Source organism: Citrobacter sp. RHB25-C09, from assembly GCF_013836145.1.
Taxonomy (GTDB): Bacteria; Pseudomonadota; Gammaproteobacteria; order Enterobacterales; family Enterobacteriaceae; genus Citrobacter_A.
In genome coordinates this window covers 3,028,313-3,045,753 of sequence record NZ_CP057483.1, presented here as the reverse complement: position 1 = coordinate 3,045,753, position 17,441 = coordinate 3,028,313, and the positions used below count along the sequence as shown (strand labels likewise).

At 53.8% G+C, this 17,441-nt stretch carries 17 protein-coding genes and 1 tRNA gene; 12 read left to right on the top strand and 6 right to left on the bottom strand.

Annotated features, from left to right (window positions below; genetic code table 11):
- Positions 1-35: 35 nt before the first annotated feature.
- The gene (locus tag HVY19_RS14310) at positions 36-287 is read right to left on the bottom strand and encodes a zinc ribbon domain-containing protein (protein ID WP_181681226.1); all 252 of its coding nucleotides are present in this window, start codon (positions 285-287) and stop codon (positions 36-38) included.
- 292 nt (positions 288-579) lie between these two features.
- Between HVY19_RS14310 and HVY19_RS14305 the strand changes: the two genes are divergently transcribed.
- Positions 580-1,182, top strand: coding sequence for a DUF1062 domain-containing protein (locus HVY19_RS14305; RefSeq protein ID WP_181681225.1), 603 nt, complete (start codon positions 580-582; stop codon positions 1,180-1,182).
- Between the two features lie 136 nt (positions 1,183-1,318).
- Here the strand turns inward: HVY19_RS14305 and HVY19_RS14300 are convergent.
- Positions 1,319-1,390 (bottom strand) — tRNA-Arg (locus HVY19_RS14300).
- Positions 1,391-1,466: 76 nt separating this feature from the next.
- Positions 1,467-2,408, bottom strand: coding sequence for a formate/nitrite transporter family protein (locus HVY19_RS14295; RefSeq protein WP_181681224.1), 942 nt, complete (start codon positions 2,406-2,408; stop codon positions 1,467-1,469).
- Positions 2,409-2,697: 289 nt separating this feature from the next.
- Here HVY19_RS14295 and mlaA point away from each other — a divergent pair, with 289 nt between their 5' ends.
- Positions 2,698-3,453, top strand: a complete 756-nt coding sequence (gene mlaA / locus HVY19_RS14290; RefSeq protein WP_181681223.1) for a phospholipid-binding lipoprotein MlaA — start codon at positions 2,698-2,700, stop codon at positions 3,451-3,453.
- A gap of 105 nt (positions 3,454-3,558) precedes the next feature.
- Here the strand turns inward: mlaA and fadL are convergent, their stop codons facing one another.
- Complete coding sequence (gene fadL, locus HVY19_RS14285) at positions 3,559-4,899, bottom strand: long-chain fatty acid transporter FadL (RefSeq protein ID WP_181681222.1); 1,341 nt, start codon at positions 4,897-4,899, stop codon at positions 3,559-3,561.
- Between the two features lie 372 nt (positions 4,900-5,271).
- On the opposite strand from fadL, the gene HVY19_RS14280 reads away from it, so the two are divergent.
- The 4 genes from HVY19_RS14280 (at position 5,272) to sixA (ending at position 9,881) form a co-directional block, all read left to right on the top strand.
- Complete coding sequence (locus HVY19_RS14280; RefSeq protein ID WP_181681221.1) at positions 5,272-5,556, top strand: YfcZ/YiiS family protein; 285 nt, start codon at positions 5,272-5,274, stop codon at positions 5,554-5,556.
- Between the two features lie 175 nt (positions 5,557-5,731).
- Positions 5,732-7,042, top strand: a complete 1,311-nt coding sequence (gene fadI, locus HVY19_RS14275) for an acetyl-CoA C-acyltransferase FadI (protein ID WP_181681220.1) — start codon at positions 5,732-5,734, stop codon at positions 7,040-7,042.
- Positions 7,042-9,183, top strand: coding sequence for a fatty acid oxidation complex subunit alpha FadJ (fadJ, locus tag HVY19_RS14270; RefSeq protein WP_181681219.1), 2,142 nt, complete (start codon positions 7,042-7,044; stop codon positions 9,181-9,183). Before fadI ends, fadJ begins: the two co-directional genes overlap by 1 nt.
- Before the next feature lie 212 nt (positions 9,184-9,395).
- Positions 9,396-9,881: a phosphohistidine phosphatase SixA gene (gene sixA / locus HVY19_RS14265; protein WP_181681218.1), complete on the top strand. Its 486-nt coding sequence runs from the start codon at positions 9,396-9,398 to the stop codon at positions 9,879-9,881.
- A gap of 109 nt (positions 9,882-9,990) precedes the next feature.
- Here sixA and smrB read toward each other — a convergent pair whose 3' ends face one another.
- Positions 9,991-10,542 carry an endonuclease SmrB gene (smrB, locus tag HVY19_RS14260; RefSeq protein WP_181681217.1) on the bottom strand — a complete coding sequence of 184 codons (552 nt, stop codon included), beginning with the start codon at positions 10,540-10,542 and terminating at the stop codon, positions 9,991-9,993.
- A 166-nt stretch (positions 10,543-10,708) separates the two neighbouring features.
- Here smrB and prmB point away from each other — a divergent pair, with 166 nt between their 5' ends.
- Genes prmB through HVY19_RS14230 form a run of 6 tightly spaced genes read left to right on the top strand, consistent with a single transcriptional unit; the run spans position 10,709 to position 15,246 of the window.
- Positions 10,709-11,641: a 50S ribosomal protein L3 N(5)-glutamine methyltransferase gene (gene prmB / locus HVY19_RS14255; protein WP_181681216.1), complete on the top strand. Its 933-nt coding sequence runs from the start codon at positions 10,709-10,711 to the stop codon at positions 11,639-11,641.
- Positions 11,642-11,667: 26 nt separating this feature from the next.
- The gene (aroC, locus tag HVY19_RS14250) at positions 11,668-12,753 is read left to right on the top strand and encodes a chorismate synthase (protein ID WP_181681215.1); all 1,086 of its coding nucleotides are present in this window, start codon (positions 11,668-11,670) and stop codon (positions 12,751-12,753) included.
- A 3-nt stretch (positions 12,754-12,756) separates the two neighbouring features.
- Complete coding sequence (mepA, locus tag HVY19_RS14245) at positions 12,757-13,581, top strand: penicillin-insensitive murein endopeptidase (RefSeq protein WP_181681214.1); 825 nt, start codon at positions 12,757-12,759, stop codon at positions 13,579-13,581.
- On the top strand, positions 13,581-14,390 hold the full coding sequence (locus HVY19_RS14240; RefSeq protein ID WP_181681213.1) for a sulfite exporter TauE/SafE family protein: 810 nt from the start codon (positions 13,581-13,583) through the stop codon (positions 14,388-14,390). Before mepA ends, HVY19_RS14240 begins: the two co-directional genes overlap by 1 nt.
- Positions 14,390-14,938 (top strand): elongation factor P hydroxylase, encoded by a 549-nt coding sequence (locus HVY19_RS14235; RefSeq protein ID WP_181681212.1) that lies wholly within the window; start codon positions 14,390-14,392, stop codon positions 14,936-14,938. Before HVY19_RS14240 ends, HVY19_RS14235 begins: the two co-directional genes overlap by 1 nt.
- 32 nt (positions 14,939-14,970) lie before the next feature.
- A complete protein-coding gene (locus HVY19_RS14230) occupies positions 14,971-15,246 on the top strand; it encodes a YfcL family protein (protein ID WP_181681211.1) in 276 nt (91 codons plus the stop codon).
- 45 nt (positions 15,247-15,291) lie between these two features.
- Here the strand turns inward: HVY19_RS14230 and mnmC are convergent, their stop codons facing one another.
- Positions 15,292-17,292: a bifunctional tRNA (5-methylaminomethyl-2-thiouridine)(34)-methyltransferase MnmD/FAD-dependent 5-carboxymethylaminomethyl-2-thiouridine(34) oxidoreductase MnmC gene (mnmC, locus tag HVY19_RS14225; RefSeq protein WP_181681210.1), complete on the bottom strand. Its 2,001-nt coding sequence runs from the start codon at positions 17,290-17,292 to the stop codon at positions 15,292-15,294.
- Positions 17,293-17,441: the final 149 nt, after the last annotated feature.

Here is a 17,441-nt window from a genome sequence, read left to right as displayed (position 1 = left end):
TCACGCTGCCCGTTGTGCAAACAGGGGAGCGATGATTACTCGTCCGCTTTATGTGCCCAGGCCGGCATCGATGTCAGGTAGCGTTTCGCGCGCCTGAAGGACTCCTCAGTACCCACCTTTTGCCAGGAGTCGAGATAAGCGGCCGTACCCGCAAGCGCCTCCTCCCATGACTTCAGATTACCTTCGGCGTCGGCGCACCAGGCGCAATAAGTATCGCTTACGCCCTTTGCCTGCGGGACGGACAGCGGTACACCACACGACGGGCAGAACTTTTCTTGCTGTTCCATTTTACTCTCCTTGCCTCATGAAAATCGTTTAATAAATATACGTATTATCTCCGCCCTGACACCCGCTTTAGATCAAGTAAAGCTGACGGGAACGCTACAAATATTGATGTGGTTTATATATCCGATAGCGCGAAGTCTGCTATCCTGGTGGTTCTTCATAACGCAAAGGGACTGTTGTGCTGGAAATCTTTTCTTAACCCACTGAAAAATATCTTCAAATATTTTTCGCATATAAAAATTTATGGTTCGTTCACGACGAGCCCGGTTTTGTATGGGTTAAAAAAGGTACATTATGCACGTCATATGGACGGTCAGTCCCCTGGGTTATCAGCGGATAACTAAACGCTGCCCTGCATGTAATATCAAACGAGACTTTATCCCCTCCGGGGCCTTCAGAATGAATTCGCAAAAGAAGATACTCGACGTCTGGAGTATTTATAAGTGTGTTCATTGCGACTACACCTGGAATATTAGTTTGTTTTCCCGCCTCCCGGTCAGTCGTCTGGACCGCGAACTTTACGCGAGAATCGCTGCTAACGATGAAAATGCAATTCTGGCTTTCTCTTACGATCGCCACGTGCTGCGGCGCAATAACGCGGAGCTTTCCGGCGTGCCGGATTTTGCCGTGGAGGAAAGATGGGCGACGACGCTTATTCGTGGGCGGATGGTGAAGGTAAGTATTCGGTTGACGCAGGATTTTCCTGTCAGCTTATTATCGATTATCCGAAGACAGTTGGGTCTTAGTTCAAAAGCGATAACGCAGTGTGTTGCGCGGGGTAATATTCGTGGAATGACCTTACGCGAACTCAAATCCCGTAAGAATTGCACGATGACGCATGACGTCTGGATTAATACTGAAGTGTTTTATGCAGCACGAAAGTTAAGGATAGGGTAAATAGTATAATCAACGCCCGGTGAGAATACCGGGCGTTAGTCATTCAGTTAAGCCGGGATGAATCATTGAGCAGGAAGTAATAAACAGTCCCGGATAATATTCGCGCAGGGAGAAAAAAGAACAGAAAGGCTTAAAGTGTCCCCTGCAGGAATCGAACCTGCAACTAGCCCTTAGGAGGGGCTCGTTATATCCATTTAACTAAGGGGACGAAGCGGCACCGAGTATAGCGTTTTTTGTCCGCCTGGGTAAGGGCGATGCCGCCTGACTGCTCAAACAGTCGCCATTCAGGATTGTTTTTCCGTCTTTTTCTGCGATGCTTCAAACCGTTCGGCGTTGAGTCGCGCTTCCTCTTTGCGCTTCGTGCTCATGTCGTTACGGATCTGCGCATGGCTCATCAGCGCAAAGATAAATGTACCGCCGCAGATGTTTCCGGCGAGCGTTGGCAAGGCAAAAGGCCAGAAGAATTCGCTCCAGTGAAGCGTGCCATTAAACACCAGATAGAGAATCTCCACTGAGCCGACAACGATATGGGTAGTATCACCCAGCGCGATCAGCCATGTCATCAGGATAATCACCACGATTTTGGCTGCCCCGGCAGCCGGGAACATCCAGACCATCGTCGCAATTAACCACCCGGAAATAATGGCGTTGGAAAACATCTCCGTGGGGCTGTTTTTCATCACGTCCATGCCGATTTTTACAAACGCATCTCGGGTTGCTTCATCAAAGATCGGCATATATTCAAACGCCCAGGCTGCAATGCCGGTTCCCACGACGTTTCCCAGTAACACCACACCCCAGAGGCGCATGAGTAGACCGAAATTTCCTGCCGTCGGTTTATGCATAACAGGCAGCACAGCGGTGACCGTATTCTCCGTGAACAGTTGCTGACGCGCCATGATGACAATAATAAAGCCGAAGGTATAACCGAGATTCTCCAGTAAAAAACTGCCCGGCACACCCTCCAGTTTGACATGAAAAATCCCCTTTGCCAGCAGCGAAGCCCCCATCGACAGCCCGGCGGCAATTGCCGACCACAGCAGCGCCATCGCATCGCGTTCCAGCTCTTTTTCGCCGTCCTGGCGGATATGCTCGTGAATCGCCATCGCCCGCGAGGGGAGACGCTCCTCATCGACCTCTATTTTTTTCCCGCTCTGCTTTTCTTCGCTCTCCACTTCGAGCTCGTCGCTATGCTTATCTATCTTATCTTTTTCGAGTTGATCCATTTTTCGCCCCTGTTGTGAGCACACACCAATAAAGCGTAGCGACTTTTAGCGCATCGCAGCCGGGATAAAGTCTTAAATAGCAAAAATGGTAGCGTGAGTTTTTTTAAGTGCCGATAGAATAGAAGCGATACGCTCATAAGGCGGCCAGGCTATGATCAGATCTACCCGTCTGGTGATATAGACATCGTTTGACGTGCTGTTACAATTGCTCACACCTTTACGGGCGGATACGATTGCGTACCGTCATGGATGGCAATCAGCGATAGCCATAATCAACAGGGAGACATTTATGAAGCTTCGCCTGTCGGCGCTTGCGCTGGGAACCACACTGCTGGTGGGATGTGCGAGTTCCGGCACAGAACAACAGGGGCGCTCGGACCCATTTGAAGGGTTCAACCGCACCATGTACAACTTCAACTTTAATGTGCTGGATCCGTATGTTGTGCGGCCGGTGGCTGTCGCCTGGCGTGACTATGTTCCACAGCCTGCCCGTAATGGCTTAAGCAATTTTACCGGCAACCTGGAAGAACCCGCCGTCATGCTGAACTATTTCCTGCAGGGCGATCCGTATCAGGGGATGGTGCATTTCACCCGTTTCTTCCTGAACAGTATTCTGGGGATGGGCGGCTTTATTGACGTCGCCGGGATGGCGAATCCGAAGTTGCAGCGCGTTGAACCGCACCGTTTCGGTAGCACCCTCGGGCATTACGGCGTCGGGTATGGCCCTTACGTTCAGTTACCGTTCTACGGAAGCTGGACGCTGCGTGAAGATGGCGGCGATATGGCTGATACGCTCTATCCGGTTCTCTCCTGGCTGACCTGGCCGATGAGCATCGGTAAGTGGACGGTTGAGGGTATTGAGACGCGCGCGCAGTTGCTGGATTCTGATGGCCTGCTGCGTCAGTCTTCCGACCCGTACATTATGGTGCGTGAAGCTTACTTCCAGCGTCATGATTTCATTGCTGACGGTGGGAAACTCAAGCCGCAAGAGAACCCGAACGCGCAGGCGATTGAAGGCGATTTAGACGAGATCGATGCCGAGTAAATGAGGTTTGAGCAAATAAAAGGTGAGCTAAAAAGCTCACCTTTTTTACATCTGAATATCAGTAGGCCGGACGTGGCACTTGCGCCGCCATCCGGCACAAAAAAATCAGAATGCGTAGTTGAAGTTGGTACCGAACAGCCAGGCTTTACCTTCTGACTCGAACTGATACGGACCTTCGTTGATTTTAACACTCTGGCCGTGCATATAAGAAACACCGACGTCAACCGAGGCATCTTTATTAAACGCGTAGGTAGTACCTGCGCTCAGCCAGAAACGGTCCTGGTCCGGAATCGAGATAGAACGGTTCTGTGCCGGAACTGGGCTGTCATCGAAGGCGATACCAGTACGGAACGTCCAGTTATCATCGTAGTAATAGGTAGTACCCAGTGCGATGCGGTAGGCATCTTTAAAGCCTTCGTGTTTCTGGAACAGCGTATCGCCACTGGTGGATTTCGCCTTCAGTTCCTGGAACTGACTCCAGCTGGTGTAGGCCAGGCTATAGTGGATGGCCCACTGCGGTGCAACGCGGTTATAACCAGACACTTCCCACATTTCCGGCAGGTTCAGGGTCAGGTAGCCTGATTGCGTCGAGCCGCCGGTAGCGGTTGGAATCGGCAGGCCGAAGCTATTAATAGCTGCTGGCAGGTCGCTACTGTAGTTACCTTTGAAGTCAATTTTAACTTCAGAACGGTAAGTTAATGCATAGCGGTTGTTTTTATCCAGCTCGTACAGGATCCCGGCGTTCCAGCCAAAGCCCCACTGGTTGCCGTTCAGATGGGCAATTTTGGTGTCGGCTGGGATCGCATTAGCGGTGGCTGCCAGTTGTTGACCCTGCGGTGTTTGTCCGGCAGGTGACTGCATGACCTGGCCTGCAACCAACTGACCGAGGTCACCGGCAAAGCGCTCAATTTTGGCACGCGCGTAAACGGCGTTAAGCCCCAGACCAAAGCTCCAGGCATCATCTAAGCGATAAGCACCGCTTAAGTTGAAGTTCATGGTTTCGAGGTCAGTCGTACCGCCAACTGAACCCCCGGCATAGGAGTCATTAAATTCTGTCGCCAGACCGTAGTTTGAGGTAATGGAGGCACCCACACCAAACTGGTCGTTGATCGGCGCGACAAAGTGCATGTTCGGCACCCATGCGGTTGGCGCAATATTATCCGCTTCCAGGCTACGCCCGGAACGGGAGCGCCCGCTGATATTCACATCAGGGTCGATATATACCGCACCCGCAGAAAAAGTAGGGCGATCAAACATCGTGATCAGCGCTGGGTTACGACTGACATTACCTGCATCGTCAGCGATAGCGCCTTCACCTGAATAGGCCCGGCCCAGGCCTGAGGAAGAAAATTCGTTTAACTGAAAGCCTGCAGACCAGGCCTGGGTGGAGATAAGTGCCACTGCGACTGCGAGAGCAGACTTTGTAAACCGGGTTTTCTGGCTCATGACCATAACCTCAATAGATTTATTTTTATACAAACTATGTTACATGGTGTAACAGGAGCGCGAAGTGTAGGGTCTGTCGTACGACATAGAAAGCAGACCAGTGGCGAGAGTATAGGTCTGACCAGCTGAAATGTTGCAAGTTTGTTTATGAGATTTTTCTAAGATGATCTCAAAAACGCGATCCCGTTGGCAAAATTGCTAACGGCTGCACTCGACCGTTTGGGTTAAATTTGTTTTAGATCATTTTTAAGTGTGATTTCGGTCACTTATCTCATTTCGCACAATTAACAACTGGAGAGGCGAAAGTGGGCAGCGTAAAATATCCTCATCGTTTATCTGGCACCCTGAGTGCAAATACAGAGGAAATCTACAATGAGTAAATGCAGTGCTGATGAAACCCCGGTTTGCTGCTGTATGGACGTTGGTACCATCATGGACAACTCCGATTGCACCGCGTCATACAGCCGAGTGTTCGCAACGCGTGCAGAGGCAGATGAGACTCTGGCCGCGTTAACTGAGAAAGCGCGTAGTGTGGAATCAGAGCCTTGCCAAATCACCCCGACCTACACCGAAGAGTCTGACGGTGTGCGTCTGGATATCGACTTCGTTTTCGCTTGTGAAGCCGAAACGCTGATCTTCCAACTCGGTCTGCGTTAATCTTGCCTTTAGTGCCCCTGTCAATGTTTGGCAGGGGCATTTTTGTTACACTCAGTGACTATTCACTGTGTCGCAGCTCCCACTTTCTTCGCTCCCCCCTTGGCTAAATGTAAAAAATTGGTTAAGACTATGATCAGGTCAGACCACTTAATTCTATTTTTTACAGGGGAGTGTTATGAGTCAGGCTTTACCGCTGGTCACCCGTCAGGGCGATCGCATCGCCATTGTGAGTGGATTGCGCACGCCTTTTGCCCGTCAGGCAACCGCCTATCATGGCATTCCCGCCGTTGATCTTGGAAAAATGGTCGTCGGTGAACTCCTTGCCCGTAGTGAAATCCCTGCTGATGTGATTGAACAACTGGTGTTTGGCCAGGTCGTGCAAATGCCGGAAGCGCCGAATATTGCCCGTGAAATTGTGTTGGGCACCGGGATGAATGTGCATACCGACGCTTACAGCGTGAGCCGGGCCTGCGCGACCAGCTTTCAGGCGGTGGCCAACGTTGCTGAAAGCCTGATGGCCGGGACTATTCGGGCGGGCATTGCCGGCGGGGCCGATTCCTCTTCTGTACTTCCCATTGGGGTGAGCAAAAAGCTGGCGCGCGTGCTGGTTGATGTCAACAAAGCCCGGACGATGGGGCAGCGCCTGAAGCTCTTTTCCCGTCTGCGGTTACGCGATCTTATGCCCGTGCCACCCGCCGTGGCTGAATACTCAACCGGCTTGCGGATGGGGGATACCGCGGAACAAATGGCGAAAACCTATGGCATCACCCGCGAGCAGCAGGATGCGCTGGCTCACCGTTCTCACCAGCGCGCCGCGCAGGCGTGGGCGGAAGGAAGGCTCACGGATGAGGTAATGACGACATACACCCCGCCGTTTAAAGATCCACTCTCAGAAGATAACAATATTCGCGGTAACTCTACGCTGTCAGATTACGCCAGACTGCGTCCGGCATTTGACCGTAAATACGGCACCGTGACAGCAGCCAACAGTACGCCGCTGACGGATGGCGCCGCGGCCGTCATTCTGATGACGGAATCTCGCGCCAAAGAGTTAGGGCTGGTGCCGCTGGGTTATTTGCGCAGCTATGCGTTCACTGCGATTGATGTCTGGAAGGACATGCTGTTGGGGCCCGCCTGGTCAACCCCCCTGGCGCTGGAGCGCGCCGGCTTAACCATGGCCGACCTCACGCTCATTGATATGCATGAAGCCTTTGCCGCTCAGACGTTGGCTAACCTCCAGTTGCTGGGCAGTGAACGTTTTGCCCGCGAAGTGCTCGGACGTTCACATGCCACCGGCGAAGTAGACGATAGCAAATTTAACGTGCTGGGCGGTTCAATTGCCTACGGACACCCCTTTGCCGCTACCGGTGCACGAATGATCACGCAAACGCTGAATGAACTGCGTCGTCGCGGAGGAGGTTTTGGTCTGGTTACCGCCTGTGCGGCCGGTGGACTGGGTGCGGCAATGGTTCTGGAGGCGGAATAATGGAAATGGCATCGGCTTTTACGCTTAACGTCCGTCTGGATAACGTCGCGGTCATCTCTGTTGATGTTCCGGGTGAAAAGATGAATACCCTGAAGGCAGAATTTGCCTCACAGGTGCGGGTCATTCTGAAACAAATTCGCGAGAACAAAGCCTTACATGGCGTTGTGATCATTTCCGCCAAACCGGACAATTTTATCGCCGGCGCGGACATTAACATGATCGGCCAATGTAAAAGTGCGCAAGAGGCTGAAACACTGGCGCGACAGGGGCAACAGCTGATGGCGGAAATCAACGCGCTGCCCATTCCGGTGGTAGCCGCCATTCACGGCGCATGCATGGGCGGCGGCCTGGAACTGGCGCTGGCTTGTCATGCGCGGGTCTGTACTGACGATGCGAAAACGGTTCTTGGGCTACCGGAAGTTCAATTAGGGTTGCTACCAGGCTCTGGAGGTACCCAGCGCTTGCCACGTCTGGTGGGGGTAAGTACCGCACTGGAGATGATCCTCACCGGTAAACAACTTCGTGCCCGCCAGGCGCTAAAAGCCGGACTGGTCGATGATGTGGTCCCCCATGCGATCCTGCTGGAAGCGGCTGTTGAACTGGCAAAAAAAGAGCGTCCGACTCAGCGGCCTCTTCCGGTGCGTGAACGCATTCTGGCGGGGCCGCTTGGACGGGCATTGTTGTTCCGTATGGTGAGTAAAAAGACGGAACAGAAAACCCTCGGCAATTATCCGGCGACCGGGCGTATTTTACAGGTGATCGAAACCGGGCTGGCACAGGGCAGCAGCAGCGGCTACGACGCCGAAGCGCGCGCGTTTGGTGAGCTGGCGATGACTCCGCAATCGCAGGCGTTGCGCAATATTTTCTTTGCCAGCACCGATGTGAAAAAAGATCCTGGCAGCGATGTCGCTCCGGGGCCACTGAACAGCGTTGGGGTTCTCGGTGGCGGGTTAATGGGCGGGGGAATCGCCTACGTCACCGCCTGTAAAGGGGGCTTGCCAGTCCGTATCAAAGACATAAATCCTAAGGGAATCAATCATGCGCTGAAGTACAGCTGGGATCAGCTTGAAACGAAGGTGCGCCGCCGTCATATCAAAGCCAGCGAGCGTGACAAGCAGCTGGCGCTGATTTCAGGATCTACGGATTATCGTGGCTTTTCTCAACGAGACGTGATTATTGAAGCGGTATTTGAAGATCTGGCGTTAAAACAGCAGATGGTGGCAGAAGTTGAACAAAATTGCGCTTCTCACACCATTTTTGCTTCCAACACCTCATCTTTGCCGATTGGCGATATCGCGGCAAACGCGGCCAGACCTGAACAGGTCATTGGCTTGCACTTTTTTAGCCCGGTGGAAAAAATGCCGCTGGTGGAGGTCATTCCCCATGCCGGGACCTCCGGGCAAACGGTCGCGACCACCGTTAAGCTGGCTAAAAAACAGGGTAAAACACCGATTGTCGTGCGCGATAAAGCCGGGTTCTATGTAAACCGCATTCTTGCGCCGTATATCAACGAAGCGATTCGCATGCTCACGGAAGGTGAGCGCATTGAGCAGATCGACCACGCATTAGTGAAGTTTGGTTTTCCCGTAGGGCCAATCCAACTTTTGGATGAGGTGGGAATCGACACCGGCACTAAAATTATACCGATCCTCGAAGCCGCTTACGGTGAGCGTTTTGCTGCCCCTGCAAATGTTGTTGCATCAATTTTGAATGACGATCGCAAAGGTAGAAAAAATGGTCGGGGTTTCTATCTTTACGGTGCAAAAGGGCGTAAAAGCAAAAAACAGGTCGACCCGGCAATTTATCCTCTTATCGGGGCGCAAGGGCAGAGCAAACTTTCTGCCCAGCAGATCGCCGAGCGATGTGTGATGTTAATGCTCAACGAAGCGGCACGCTGCTTTGATGAGCAGGTGATTCGAAATGCGCGCGATGGCGACATTGGCGCGGTGTTTGGTATCGGTTTTCCGCCGTTCCTTGGTGGCCCGTTCCGGTATATGGACTCTCTTGGCGCGGATGAAGTGGTTGCGATATTGCAACGCCTGGCTGCGCAATATGGCTCACGCTTTGTCCCGTGTGAAGCCCTGCTACAGATGGCGGAGCGAGGGGAAAGTTTCTGGAAGGCGGATGCAACTGACCTGTAATAACAAGGTCTAACCTAAGGTAAATCCGCACTGAAACGCTGTGGGTTGGTCAAACTGTAAACTCAGATTGACTATACTTACACCATTAAGGTAAAACACAGCGTTTCATTCGATGAGCGGATAAGGCACAATGCCGGCCACTGCATTTCAGCAACCGTTAATGACGTTTTCGCTGAAGTGCGAGTGAATCTGGTTAACAAAAGCGGTGCAATATGCAAGTTTTTATCATGCGTCACGGCGACGCGGCCCTCGATGCCGCCAGTGATTCGGTTCGTCCCTTAACCTCAAATGGTTGTGATGAATCGCGCCTTATGGCGAACTGGCTGAAAGGTCAAAAAGTGGATATCGAACGTGTTCTGGTGAGCCCGTTTCTGCGAGCCGAACAAACTCTGGATGTTGTCGGAGAGTGCATGAACCTGCCTGGTAAGGTCGAGGTCATGCCGGAGCTGACTCCCTGCGGCGATGTCGGTATGGTCAGCGCCTGGTTGCAGGCTCTGGCCAATGAAGGCGTGGCGACAACGCTGGTGATTTCCCACCTGCCGTTAGTGGGCTACCTGGTATCTGAGCTGTGCCCAGGCGAAACGCCGCCGATGTTTACCACCTCAGCCATTGCCTGCGTAACGCTTGATGAAAGCGGAAAAGGGGTTTTCAACTGGCAGATGAGCCCGTGTAACCTCAAAATGGCGAAAGCAATTTAACCCCCTGAAACGCTTCGTACTTCTTGCCCGGTGGCGCTACGCTTACCGGGCCTACAAATTGCCGTAGGCCGGATAAGGTGTCTGCACCGCCATCCGGCAAGCCACAACCTCAAGGCAACTCAGGCGGCATCCACTCTTCCACCTCTATCAGCACCAACAGCGCGGCATCGCCGCCGTATTCTTTTGGGGCCTGATGGAAGGCCATGACATGAGGATGTTGCGCCAGCCACAGCGGCGTTTGCTGTTTCAGTACATGCCTACCGTGACCGTGCATCACGCAGGCGCAAAACACATGCTCCCGACGACAGGCGGCGATCAACGCGCCCAGTTCCTGCTTCGCCTGAAGCTGCGTCAGGCCGTGCAGATCAAGAAACAACTCTGGAGAATAATCACCACGACGCATCTTTTTCAGCTCAAAATGGCTGACGTCCGGGCGCACATATTTCACCGGGCCTTCGGTATTCAGTAGCGGCTGAAATTCGTCGGAAAAATAGTGACTGGCGTCCGCCTGCTCCGACAGAAGGCGCTTAACCGGCACTTCACTGACTTTCTTGCGCAATGGACGATGAACGATCGTGTCCTGCTTAATCTGACGGGTGCCGGTCATCAACTGCCGGAACAGCGCCTGGTCCTCCTCGCTTAGCGATGCTTTCTTTTTCATTGTGCTGTCTCATCTTTTATTTCCCGTTAGTTTACCTGACTCAAACCGGATGCGAATGCGCAAAACGCAATTTTCGTACCCAACCCCCTGCGTGATTGCTGATTTATCGCCGTCTTCGTGGCAAACTAGCCGCCGAAATTAATGCGAGCATGCCCTGGAGGAACAGGTGGATAAAATTTTCGTTGATGAAGCAGTAAGTGATCTGCAAACCATTCAGGACATGCTGCGCTGGGCGGTTAGCCGTTTTAGCGCGGCGAATATCTGGTACGGACACGGTACCGATAACCCATGGGATGAAGCCGTACAACTGGTGCTGCCGTCCTTGTATTTGCCGCTGGATATTCCGGAAGATATGCGCACCGCGCGTCTGACCTCCAGCGAACGTCACCGTATTGTTGAGCGGGTGATTCGCCGCGTAAACGAGCGTATCCCGGTGGCGTATCTGACGAACAAAGCCTGGTTCTGTGGCCATGAGTTTTACGTTGATGAACGTGTGCTGGTGCCGCGTTCGCCGATTGGCGAGCTGATCAACAACCGCTTTGCAGGGCTGGTGAGCGAGCCGCCGAAACATATTCTGGATATGTGTACCGGTAGCGGCTGTATCGCCATTGCCTGCGCCTATGCTTTCCCGGAAGCCGAAGTTGACGCGGTGGATATCTCCACTGACGCGCTGGCCGTGACTGAGCACAACATTGAAGAGCACGGGTTGATTCATCACGTCACGCCAATTCGTTCTGACCTGTTCCGCGACCTGCCAAAAGTGCAGTACGACCTGATCGTCACTAACCCACCGTACGTTGACGCCGAAGATATGTCAGACCTGCCGAATGAATATCGCCATGAGCCGGAACTTGGCCTGGCGTCCGGCACTGACGGTCTGAAACTCACCCGTCGTATTCTGGGCAACGCGCCGGATTACCTGTCCGATAATGGCGTTCTGATTTGTGAAGTCGGTAACAGCATGGTACATCTGATGGAACAATATCCGGATGTGCCATTCACGTGGCTGGAATTCGACAACGGCGGCGACGGCGTGTTTATGCTGACGAAAGCTGAGTTGATTGCTGCCCGGGAGCACTTCAGTATTTATAAAGACTAAACAACAACGACAACAACGGAACCGCAATGGCAGGAAATACAATTGGACAACTGTTTCGTGTAACCACCTTTGGTGAATCGCACGGTCTGGCGCTGGGTTGTATCGTCGACGGCGTGCCGCCAGGCATTCCGCTGACGGAAGCTGACCTGCAGCACGATCTCGACAGACGCCGCCCTGGGACTTCACGTTACACGACGCAGCGCCGCGAACCGGACCAGGTGAAAATCCTCTCCGGGGTATTTGAAGGCGTTACTACCGGTACCAGCATTGGCCTGCTGATCGAGAATACCGATCAGCGCTCGCAGGATTACAGCGCCATCAAGGACGTGTTCCGTCCGGGGCATGCGGACTATACCTACGAGCAAAAGTATGGCCTGCGCGATTACCGTGGCGGCGGACGTTCTTCCGCGCGTGAAACAGCGATGCGCGTAGCGGCAGGGGCGATTGCCAAAAAATACCTCCTCGAAAAGTTCGGCATTACCATTCAGGGCTGCCTGACCCAGATGGGCGACATCCCGCTGGAGATCAAGAACTGGGAACAGGTTGAGCAAAACCCGTTCTTTTGCCCGGATCCGGAAAAAATTGAGGCGCTGGATGAACTGATGCGCGCGCTGAAAAAAGAGGGCGACTCTATCGGCGCGAAAGTGACCGTTATCGCCAGCGGCGTTCCGGCAGGGCTGGGCGAGCCGGTGTTTGATCGTCTGGACGCCGACATTGCCCACGCGCTGATGAGCATTAATGCGGTGAAAGGCGTTGAAATTGGTGACGGTTTCGACGTGGTGGCACTACGCGGCAGCCAGAACCGTGATGAAATCACCAAAGACGGTTTCCAGAGTAATCACGCGGGCGGCATTCTGGGAGGGATCAGCAGCGGTCAGCAGATCGTGGCGCATATGGCGCTGAAACCAACCTCCAGCATTACCGTTCCGGGGCGCACCATTAATCGCTTCGGCGAAGAGGTAGAGATGATCACCAGGGGGCGTCACGATCCGTGCGTAGGGATCCGCGCAGTGCCGATCGCCGAAGCGATGCTGGCGATCGTGTTGATGGATCACCTGCTACGGCAACGGGCGCAAAATGCGGATGTCAAAACGGATATTCCACGCTGGTAAGAGATGAAAAGAACCGCAATAGCGCTGCTGGCCCTGCTTGCCAGCAGCGTCAGCCTGGCGGCGACGCCGTGGCAGAAAATCACCCAACCCGTACCGGGTAGCGCGCAGTCGATCGGTGGCTTTTCCAATGGCTGCATTGTGGGGGCGGACACGCTTCCCGTTCAGTCGGACCATTATCAGGTAATGCGTACCGACCAGCGTCGCTATTTCGGTCATCCTGATCTGGTGATGTTCATTCAGCGCCTCAGTAACCAGGTGAGCAACCTGGGGCTGGGAACGGTGTTAGTAGGGGATATGGGTATGCCTGCAGGTGGACGCTTTAATGGCGGACATGCCAGCCACCAGACCGGGCTGGATGTCGATATCTTTCTGCAGTTACCCAAAACGCGCTGGACCTCATCGCAATTACTGCGACCTCAGGCGCTGGATCTGGTCGCCCGCGACGGCAAGCATGTTGTTCCCTCTTTATGGAAGCCGGAAATTTCCAGCCTGATCAAACTGGCGGCGAAAGATAACGACGTCACGCGCATTTTTGTCAATCCGGCGATCAAACAACAGCTTTGTCTCGATGCGGGTACCGATCGCGACTGGCTGCGTAAAGTGCGGCCGTGGTTCCAGCATCGCGCGCATATGCATGTACGATTACGGTGCCCTGCCGACAGCCTGGAGTGCGAAGATCAACCTTTGCCGCCGCCTGGCGATGGTTGTGGCGCAGAACTACAGAGCTGGTTTGAACCACCGAAACCAGGAACAACTAAGCCTGAGAAGAAGACACCGCCTCCGTTGCCGCCTTCCTGCCAGGCGCTACTGGATGAGCATGTACTTTAATGGATAATTTCACCGAGTTGTTTATGGTTTCCCCGCTGCTATTGGTCGTGCTGTTTTTTGTTGCCATGCTGGCGGGATTTATTGATTCACTGGCAGGGGGCGGAGGGCTGTTAACGATTCCCGCGCTGATGGCGGCAGGGATGTCTCCCGCGCATGCGCTGGCGACCAACAAGCTCCAGGCCTGTGGCGGTTCGATCTCCTCTTCAATCTATTTTATCCGCCGCAAGGTGGTGAACCTCGCCGATCAAAAGCTCAATATCGCCATGACCTTTGTGGGGTCGATGGGCGGTGCGCTATTGGTTCAGTACGTGAAGTCGGACGTGCTGCGTCAGATCCTGCCCATCCTGGTGATTTGCATCGGTCTTTACTTTTTGCTGATGCCAAAACTGGGTGAGGAAGACCGGCAGCGTCGTCTGTATGGCCTGCCGTTTGCGCTGGTGGCCGGTGGCTGCGTGGGCTTTTATGATGGCTTTTTTGGCCCGGCGGCGGGGTCGTTTTACGCGCTGGCGTTTGTAACGCTGTGCGGGTTCAACCTTGCGAAATCCACTGCCCACGCCAAAGTACTGAACGCCACGTCAAATATCGGCGGCTTGCTGCTGTTTATGATTGGCGGCAAAGTCATTTGGGCAACCGGGTTTGTTATGTTGATCGGACAATTTCTCGGGGCGCGTATGGGTTCGCGCCTGGTACTAAGCAAAGGACAAAAGTTGATTCGGCCAATGATCGTCATCGTTTCGGCGGTGATGAGCGCCAAACTTCTTTATGATAACCATGGACAGGAGATTCTCCAGTGGCTGGGGATGAATTAATGAACAGTACACATCACTACGAACAGTTAATCGACATCTTTAACGGCTGCTTTGCCGACGATTTTAATACCCGTCTGATTAAAGGCGACGACGAACCGATCTATCTTCCAGCTGATACCGAGGTTTCGTATCACCGCATCGTCTTTGCTCATGGTTTTTACGCCAGTGCCCTGCATGAAATTTCGCACTGGTGCATTGCCGGTAAGGCGCGGCGTGAATTAGTGGATTTCGGTTACTGGTACTGCCCGGACGGTCGCGATGCGGCGACGCAGGGCCAGTTTGAAGATGTGGAAGTGAAACCGCAGGCGTTTGACTGGCTGTTCTGCGTGGCGGCGGGATATCCGTTTAACGTCAGCTGTGACAACCTTGAAGGCGATTTTGAACCTGACCGTGTGGTGTTCCAGCGTCGGGTTCATGCCCAGGTGATGGCGTATCTGGAAAACGGCATTCCTGAACGCCCGGCGCGCTTCATCAAAGCATTACAGAATTATTATCACACGCCCGAACTTAAGGCGGAACAGTTCCCGTGGCCGGAAGCGCTCAACTGAAGCCAGCGCCACGTTTACAATGAGGAAAGAAGATGATCGCGGAGTTTGAATCACGCATTCTGGCATTAATCGACGACATGGTAGAGCATGCAAGCGATGATGAGCTGTTTGCCAGTGGGTATTTGCGTGGACACCTGACGTTAGCCGTTGCGGAACTGGAAGGGACGGATGACCATTCCGCCGAAGCCGTGTATTCCAGTGTCACCCGCAGCCTTGAAAAAGCGATCGGTGCGGGCGAACTCTCGCCACGCGATCAGGCGTTGGTCAAAGAGATGTGGGACGCGTTGTTCCAGAAGGCAACGCAGTAACACCGTCAGCCGGATGCGCGTTTCGTGGCATCCGGCATAACGCCATCACTTCACCGCTTTCCCTTTCAGTAATTTCCGCACCCATAAACGATTCGGATTCAATGCCGCCAGCGTCGCCGCGTCCATTGGGATGGGCTCATTGCTCATTTGCGCCGCCAGAATTTCAGCGCTTAATGGTGCGGAGCAGAGCCCACGAGAACCCAGCGCGCCGAGCATAAACAGATCCGGATAGATCGGCGCGGAAACGGCCTTCTCTTTATGTTCTGCAAGGGTTGCGTAGCAGGAAAGCGTCGACGCGTAGTCCGGGACGTTGCCGACCATCGGCAAATGGTCGCGGGTGGCGCATCGCACGCCGCAGCGCGCCTCCTGAGCGCTGACATCCACCTCATTAACCCACTCAGCCGACGGGAAGCAATCAATCAGGCGTTGACGGTTCTGCTGCTGATCCTCTTCCCGATAATGCGCCTCTTCATTGCCGCGATGGTAGCTGGCACCAATACAGTGCTGTTGATTGGCGGGGTTTTGCGGTGTGAGATAACCGTCGTAGCACAATACTTGCTTAAGCGGTGAGAGCGCGGGCGTTGACGGAATATGGCTGACCTGACCTGCGACGGAGTAAACCGGTAACGGCTGCGTCTGGGCAAAACGGTTAATCTGATGCCCATTTGCCAGCACCACTGCCTCATGTTGCGTCGCGTGACCGTCGGTAAAATGTAGCTTCCAGCCGGAATCAGAATGGTTTAGCGACGCCAGCGTCTGCTGATAACAGCAGCGTAACCCCTGCTTTTGCGCAAGCTGAATCAGCGTGGCGGTCAACTGTGCCGGACATAGCCAACCGCCCAGCGGGTAGGTAATACCTGTGCAGTCGGTCTGTACGCCGGTAAGTTGCGCAGCCTGCTCAACATTGACCGCATGCGCCAGTGCCTGAGGAAGATCCAGCGTTAGCATTTGCGCTATTTTCTGCTGACTCTTATCGTCCCAGCTAAACTGCGTAACGCCACACCAGTCGTGGTCAAAGGAGACGGGCAGGGCGTCATATAGCCGACGTGCAAAGGTAAACGCCGCAGGAAAGAACAGCGTTATCGTCGCATCGTGCTTGTTCAGTAAGGGATAAAGCGCCCCCTGACGGTTGCCAGACGCCCCCTCTGCAGGCTTATCATCCGCACAATAAAGCGTTACTGCCCAACCGCGGCGGAGCAGGGAAAGCGCAAGCAGAGCGCTGGCAATGCCTCCGCCAACAATCGCCACCTCCCGCTTATCGCTTCCTGATCGCGCAAACCACGGCGCTGATGCGGGGATCGCAAGCGTTTGTTCCATTGCCCCGCGTAACATCTCACGCTTACGACCAAAGCCTTTGCATTTCTGCATCGTAAAGCCAGCTTCCTGCAAACCGCGCCGGACAAAACCTGCGGAGGTAAAAGTTGCCAGCGTGCCGCCCGGACGCGCCAGTCGCGCCATGGCGTTGAACAACTTTTGCGTCCACATATCCGGGTTTTTCGCTGGGGCGAAACCGTCCAGAAACCAGGCGTCTACCTTTTGGTTGAGGCTATCGTCGAGTTGATCGGTAAGTTCATTAATATCGCCAAACCAGAGATCGAGCGTTACGCGCCCTTCGTCAAGTAACAGGCGGTGACAGCCCGCCAGCGGCAACGGCCACGCGTTGTGAAGTTGCGTTGCAAACGCAGCCAGTTCCGGCCAGTGCTGATGCGCCGCGACAAGGTCGCCATGGCTCAGCGGGTATTTTTCAAAACTGATGAAATGTAATCTTTGCAGCGTAGATTCGGGGTGAGTGGCGCGAAATGCAGCAAAGGCTTGCCAGAGCGTCAGAAAGTTAAGCCCCGTCCCAAAACCACTTTCCGCCACCACAAACAGGGCCTCAGGATGTTCCGGAAATCGCTCGGCGATCCGGTTTCCTCCGAGAAAAACATAACGCGTTTCTTCCAGTCCATTATCATTAGAAAAGTAGACGTCGTCGAAATCTCGGGAAACAGGTGTACCCTCAGTGTTGAATTCGAGGTTGGCGGGTTGTATAGCGTATTGTTTCACGTAAGTTACTCGTCTGACAGGCAGTGCCACGATCTTAGCGATGTGTGCCTGGCGGCGCAAATTTCTGGACAAATTGGCTGATCGGACTTGTTCGGCGTACAAGTGTACGCTATTGTGCCAATCGAAACTTATTATAGTGCGACTTACAG

What these genes read in the sequence shown, in the direction of transcription:
- HVY19_RS14310 (WP_181681226.1), bottom strand. Translation starts at nt 287, where the DNA reads ATGGAACAGCAAGAAAAGTTCTGCCCGTCGTGTGGTGTACCGCTGTCC.
- HVY19_RS14305 (WP_181681225.1), top strand. Translation starts at nt 580, where the DNA reads ATGCACGTCATATGGACGGTCAGTCCCCTGGGTTATCAGCGGATAACT.
- HVY19_RS14295 (WP_181681224.1), bottom strand. Translation starts at nt 2,408, where the DNA reads ATGGATCAACTCGAAAAAGATAAGATAGATAAGCATAGCGACGAGCTC.
- mlaA (WP_181681223.1), top strand. Translation starts at nt 2,698, where the DNA reads ATGAAGCTTCGCCTGTCGGCGCTTGCGCTGGGAACCACACTGCTGGTG.
- fadL (WP_181681222.1), bottom strand. Translation starts at nt 4,899, where the DNA reads ATGAGCCAGAAAACCCGGTTTACAAAGTCTGCTCTCGCAGTCGCAGTG.
- HVY19_RS14280 (WP_181681221.1), top strand. Translation starts at nt 5,272, where the DNA reads ATGAGTAAATGCAGTGCTGATGAAACCCCGGTTTGCTGCTGTATGGAC.
- fadI (WP_181681220.1), top strand. Translation starts at nt 5,732, where the DNA reads ATGAGTCAGGCTTTACCGCTGGTCACCCGTCAGGGCGATCGCATCGCC.
- fadJ (WP_181681219.1), top strand. Translation starts at nt 7,042, where the DNA reads ATGGAAATGGCATCGGCTTTTACGCTTAACGTCCGTCTGGATAACGTC.
- sixA (WP_181681218.1), top strand. Translation starts at nt 9,396, where the DNA reads ATGCAAGTTTTTATCATGCGTCACGGCGACGCGGCCCTCGATGCCGCC.
- smrB (WP_181681217.1), bottom strand. Translation starts at nt 10,542, where the DNA reads ATGAAAAAGAAAGCATCGCTAAGCGAGGAGGACCAGGCGCTGTTCCGG.
- aroC (WP_181681215.1), top strand. Translation starts at nt 11,668, where the DNA reads ATGGCAGGAAATACAATTGGACAACTGTTTCGTGTAACCACCTTTGGT.
- mepA (WP_181681214.1), top strand. Translation starts at nt 12,757, where the DNA reads ATGAAAAGAACCGCAATAGCGCTGCTGGCCCTGCTTGCCAGCAGCGTC.
- HVY19_RS14240 (WP_181681213.1), top strand. Translation starts at nt 13,581, where the DNA reads ATGGATAATTTCACCGAGTTGTTTATGGTTTCCCCGCTGCTATTGGTC.
- HVY19_RS14235 (WP_181681212.1), top strand. Translation starts at nt 14,390, where the DNA reads ATGAACAGTACACATCACTACGAACAGTTAATCGACATCTTTAACGGC.
- HVY19_RS14230 (WP_181681211.1), top strand. Translation starts at nt 14,971, where the DNA reads ATGATCGCGGAGTTTGAATCACGCATTCTGGCATTAATCGACGACATG.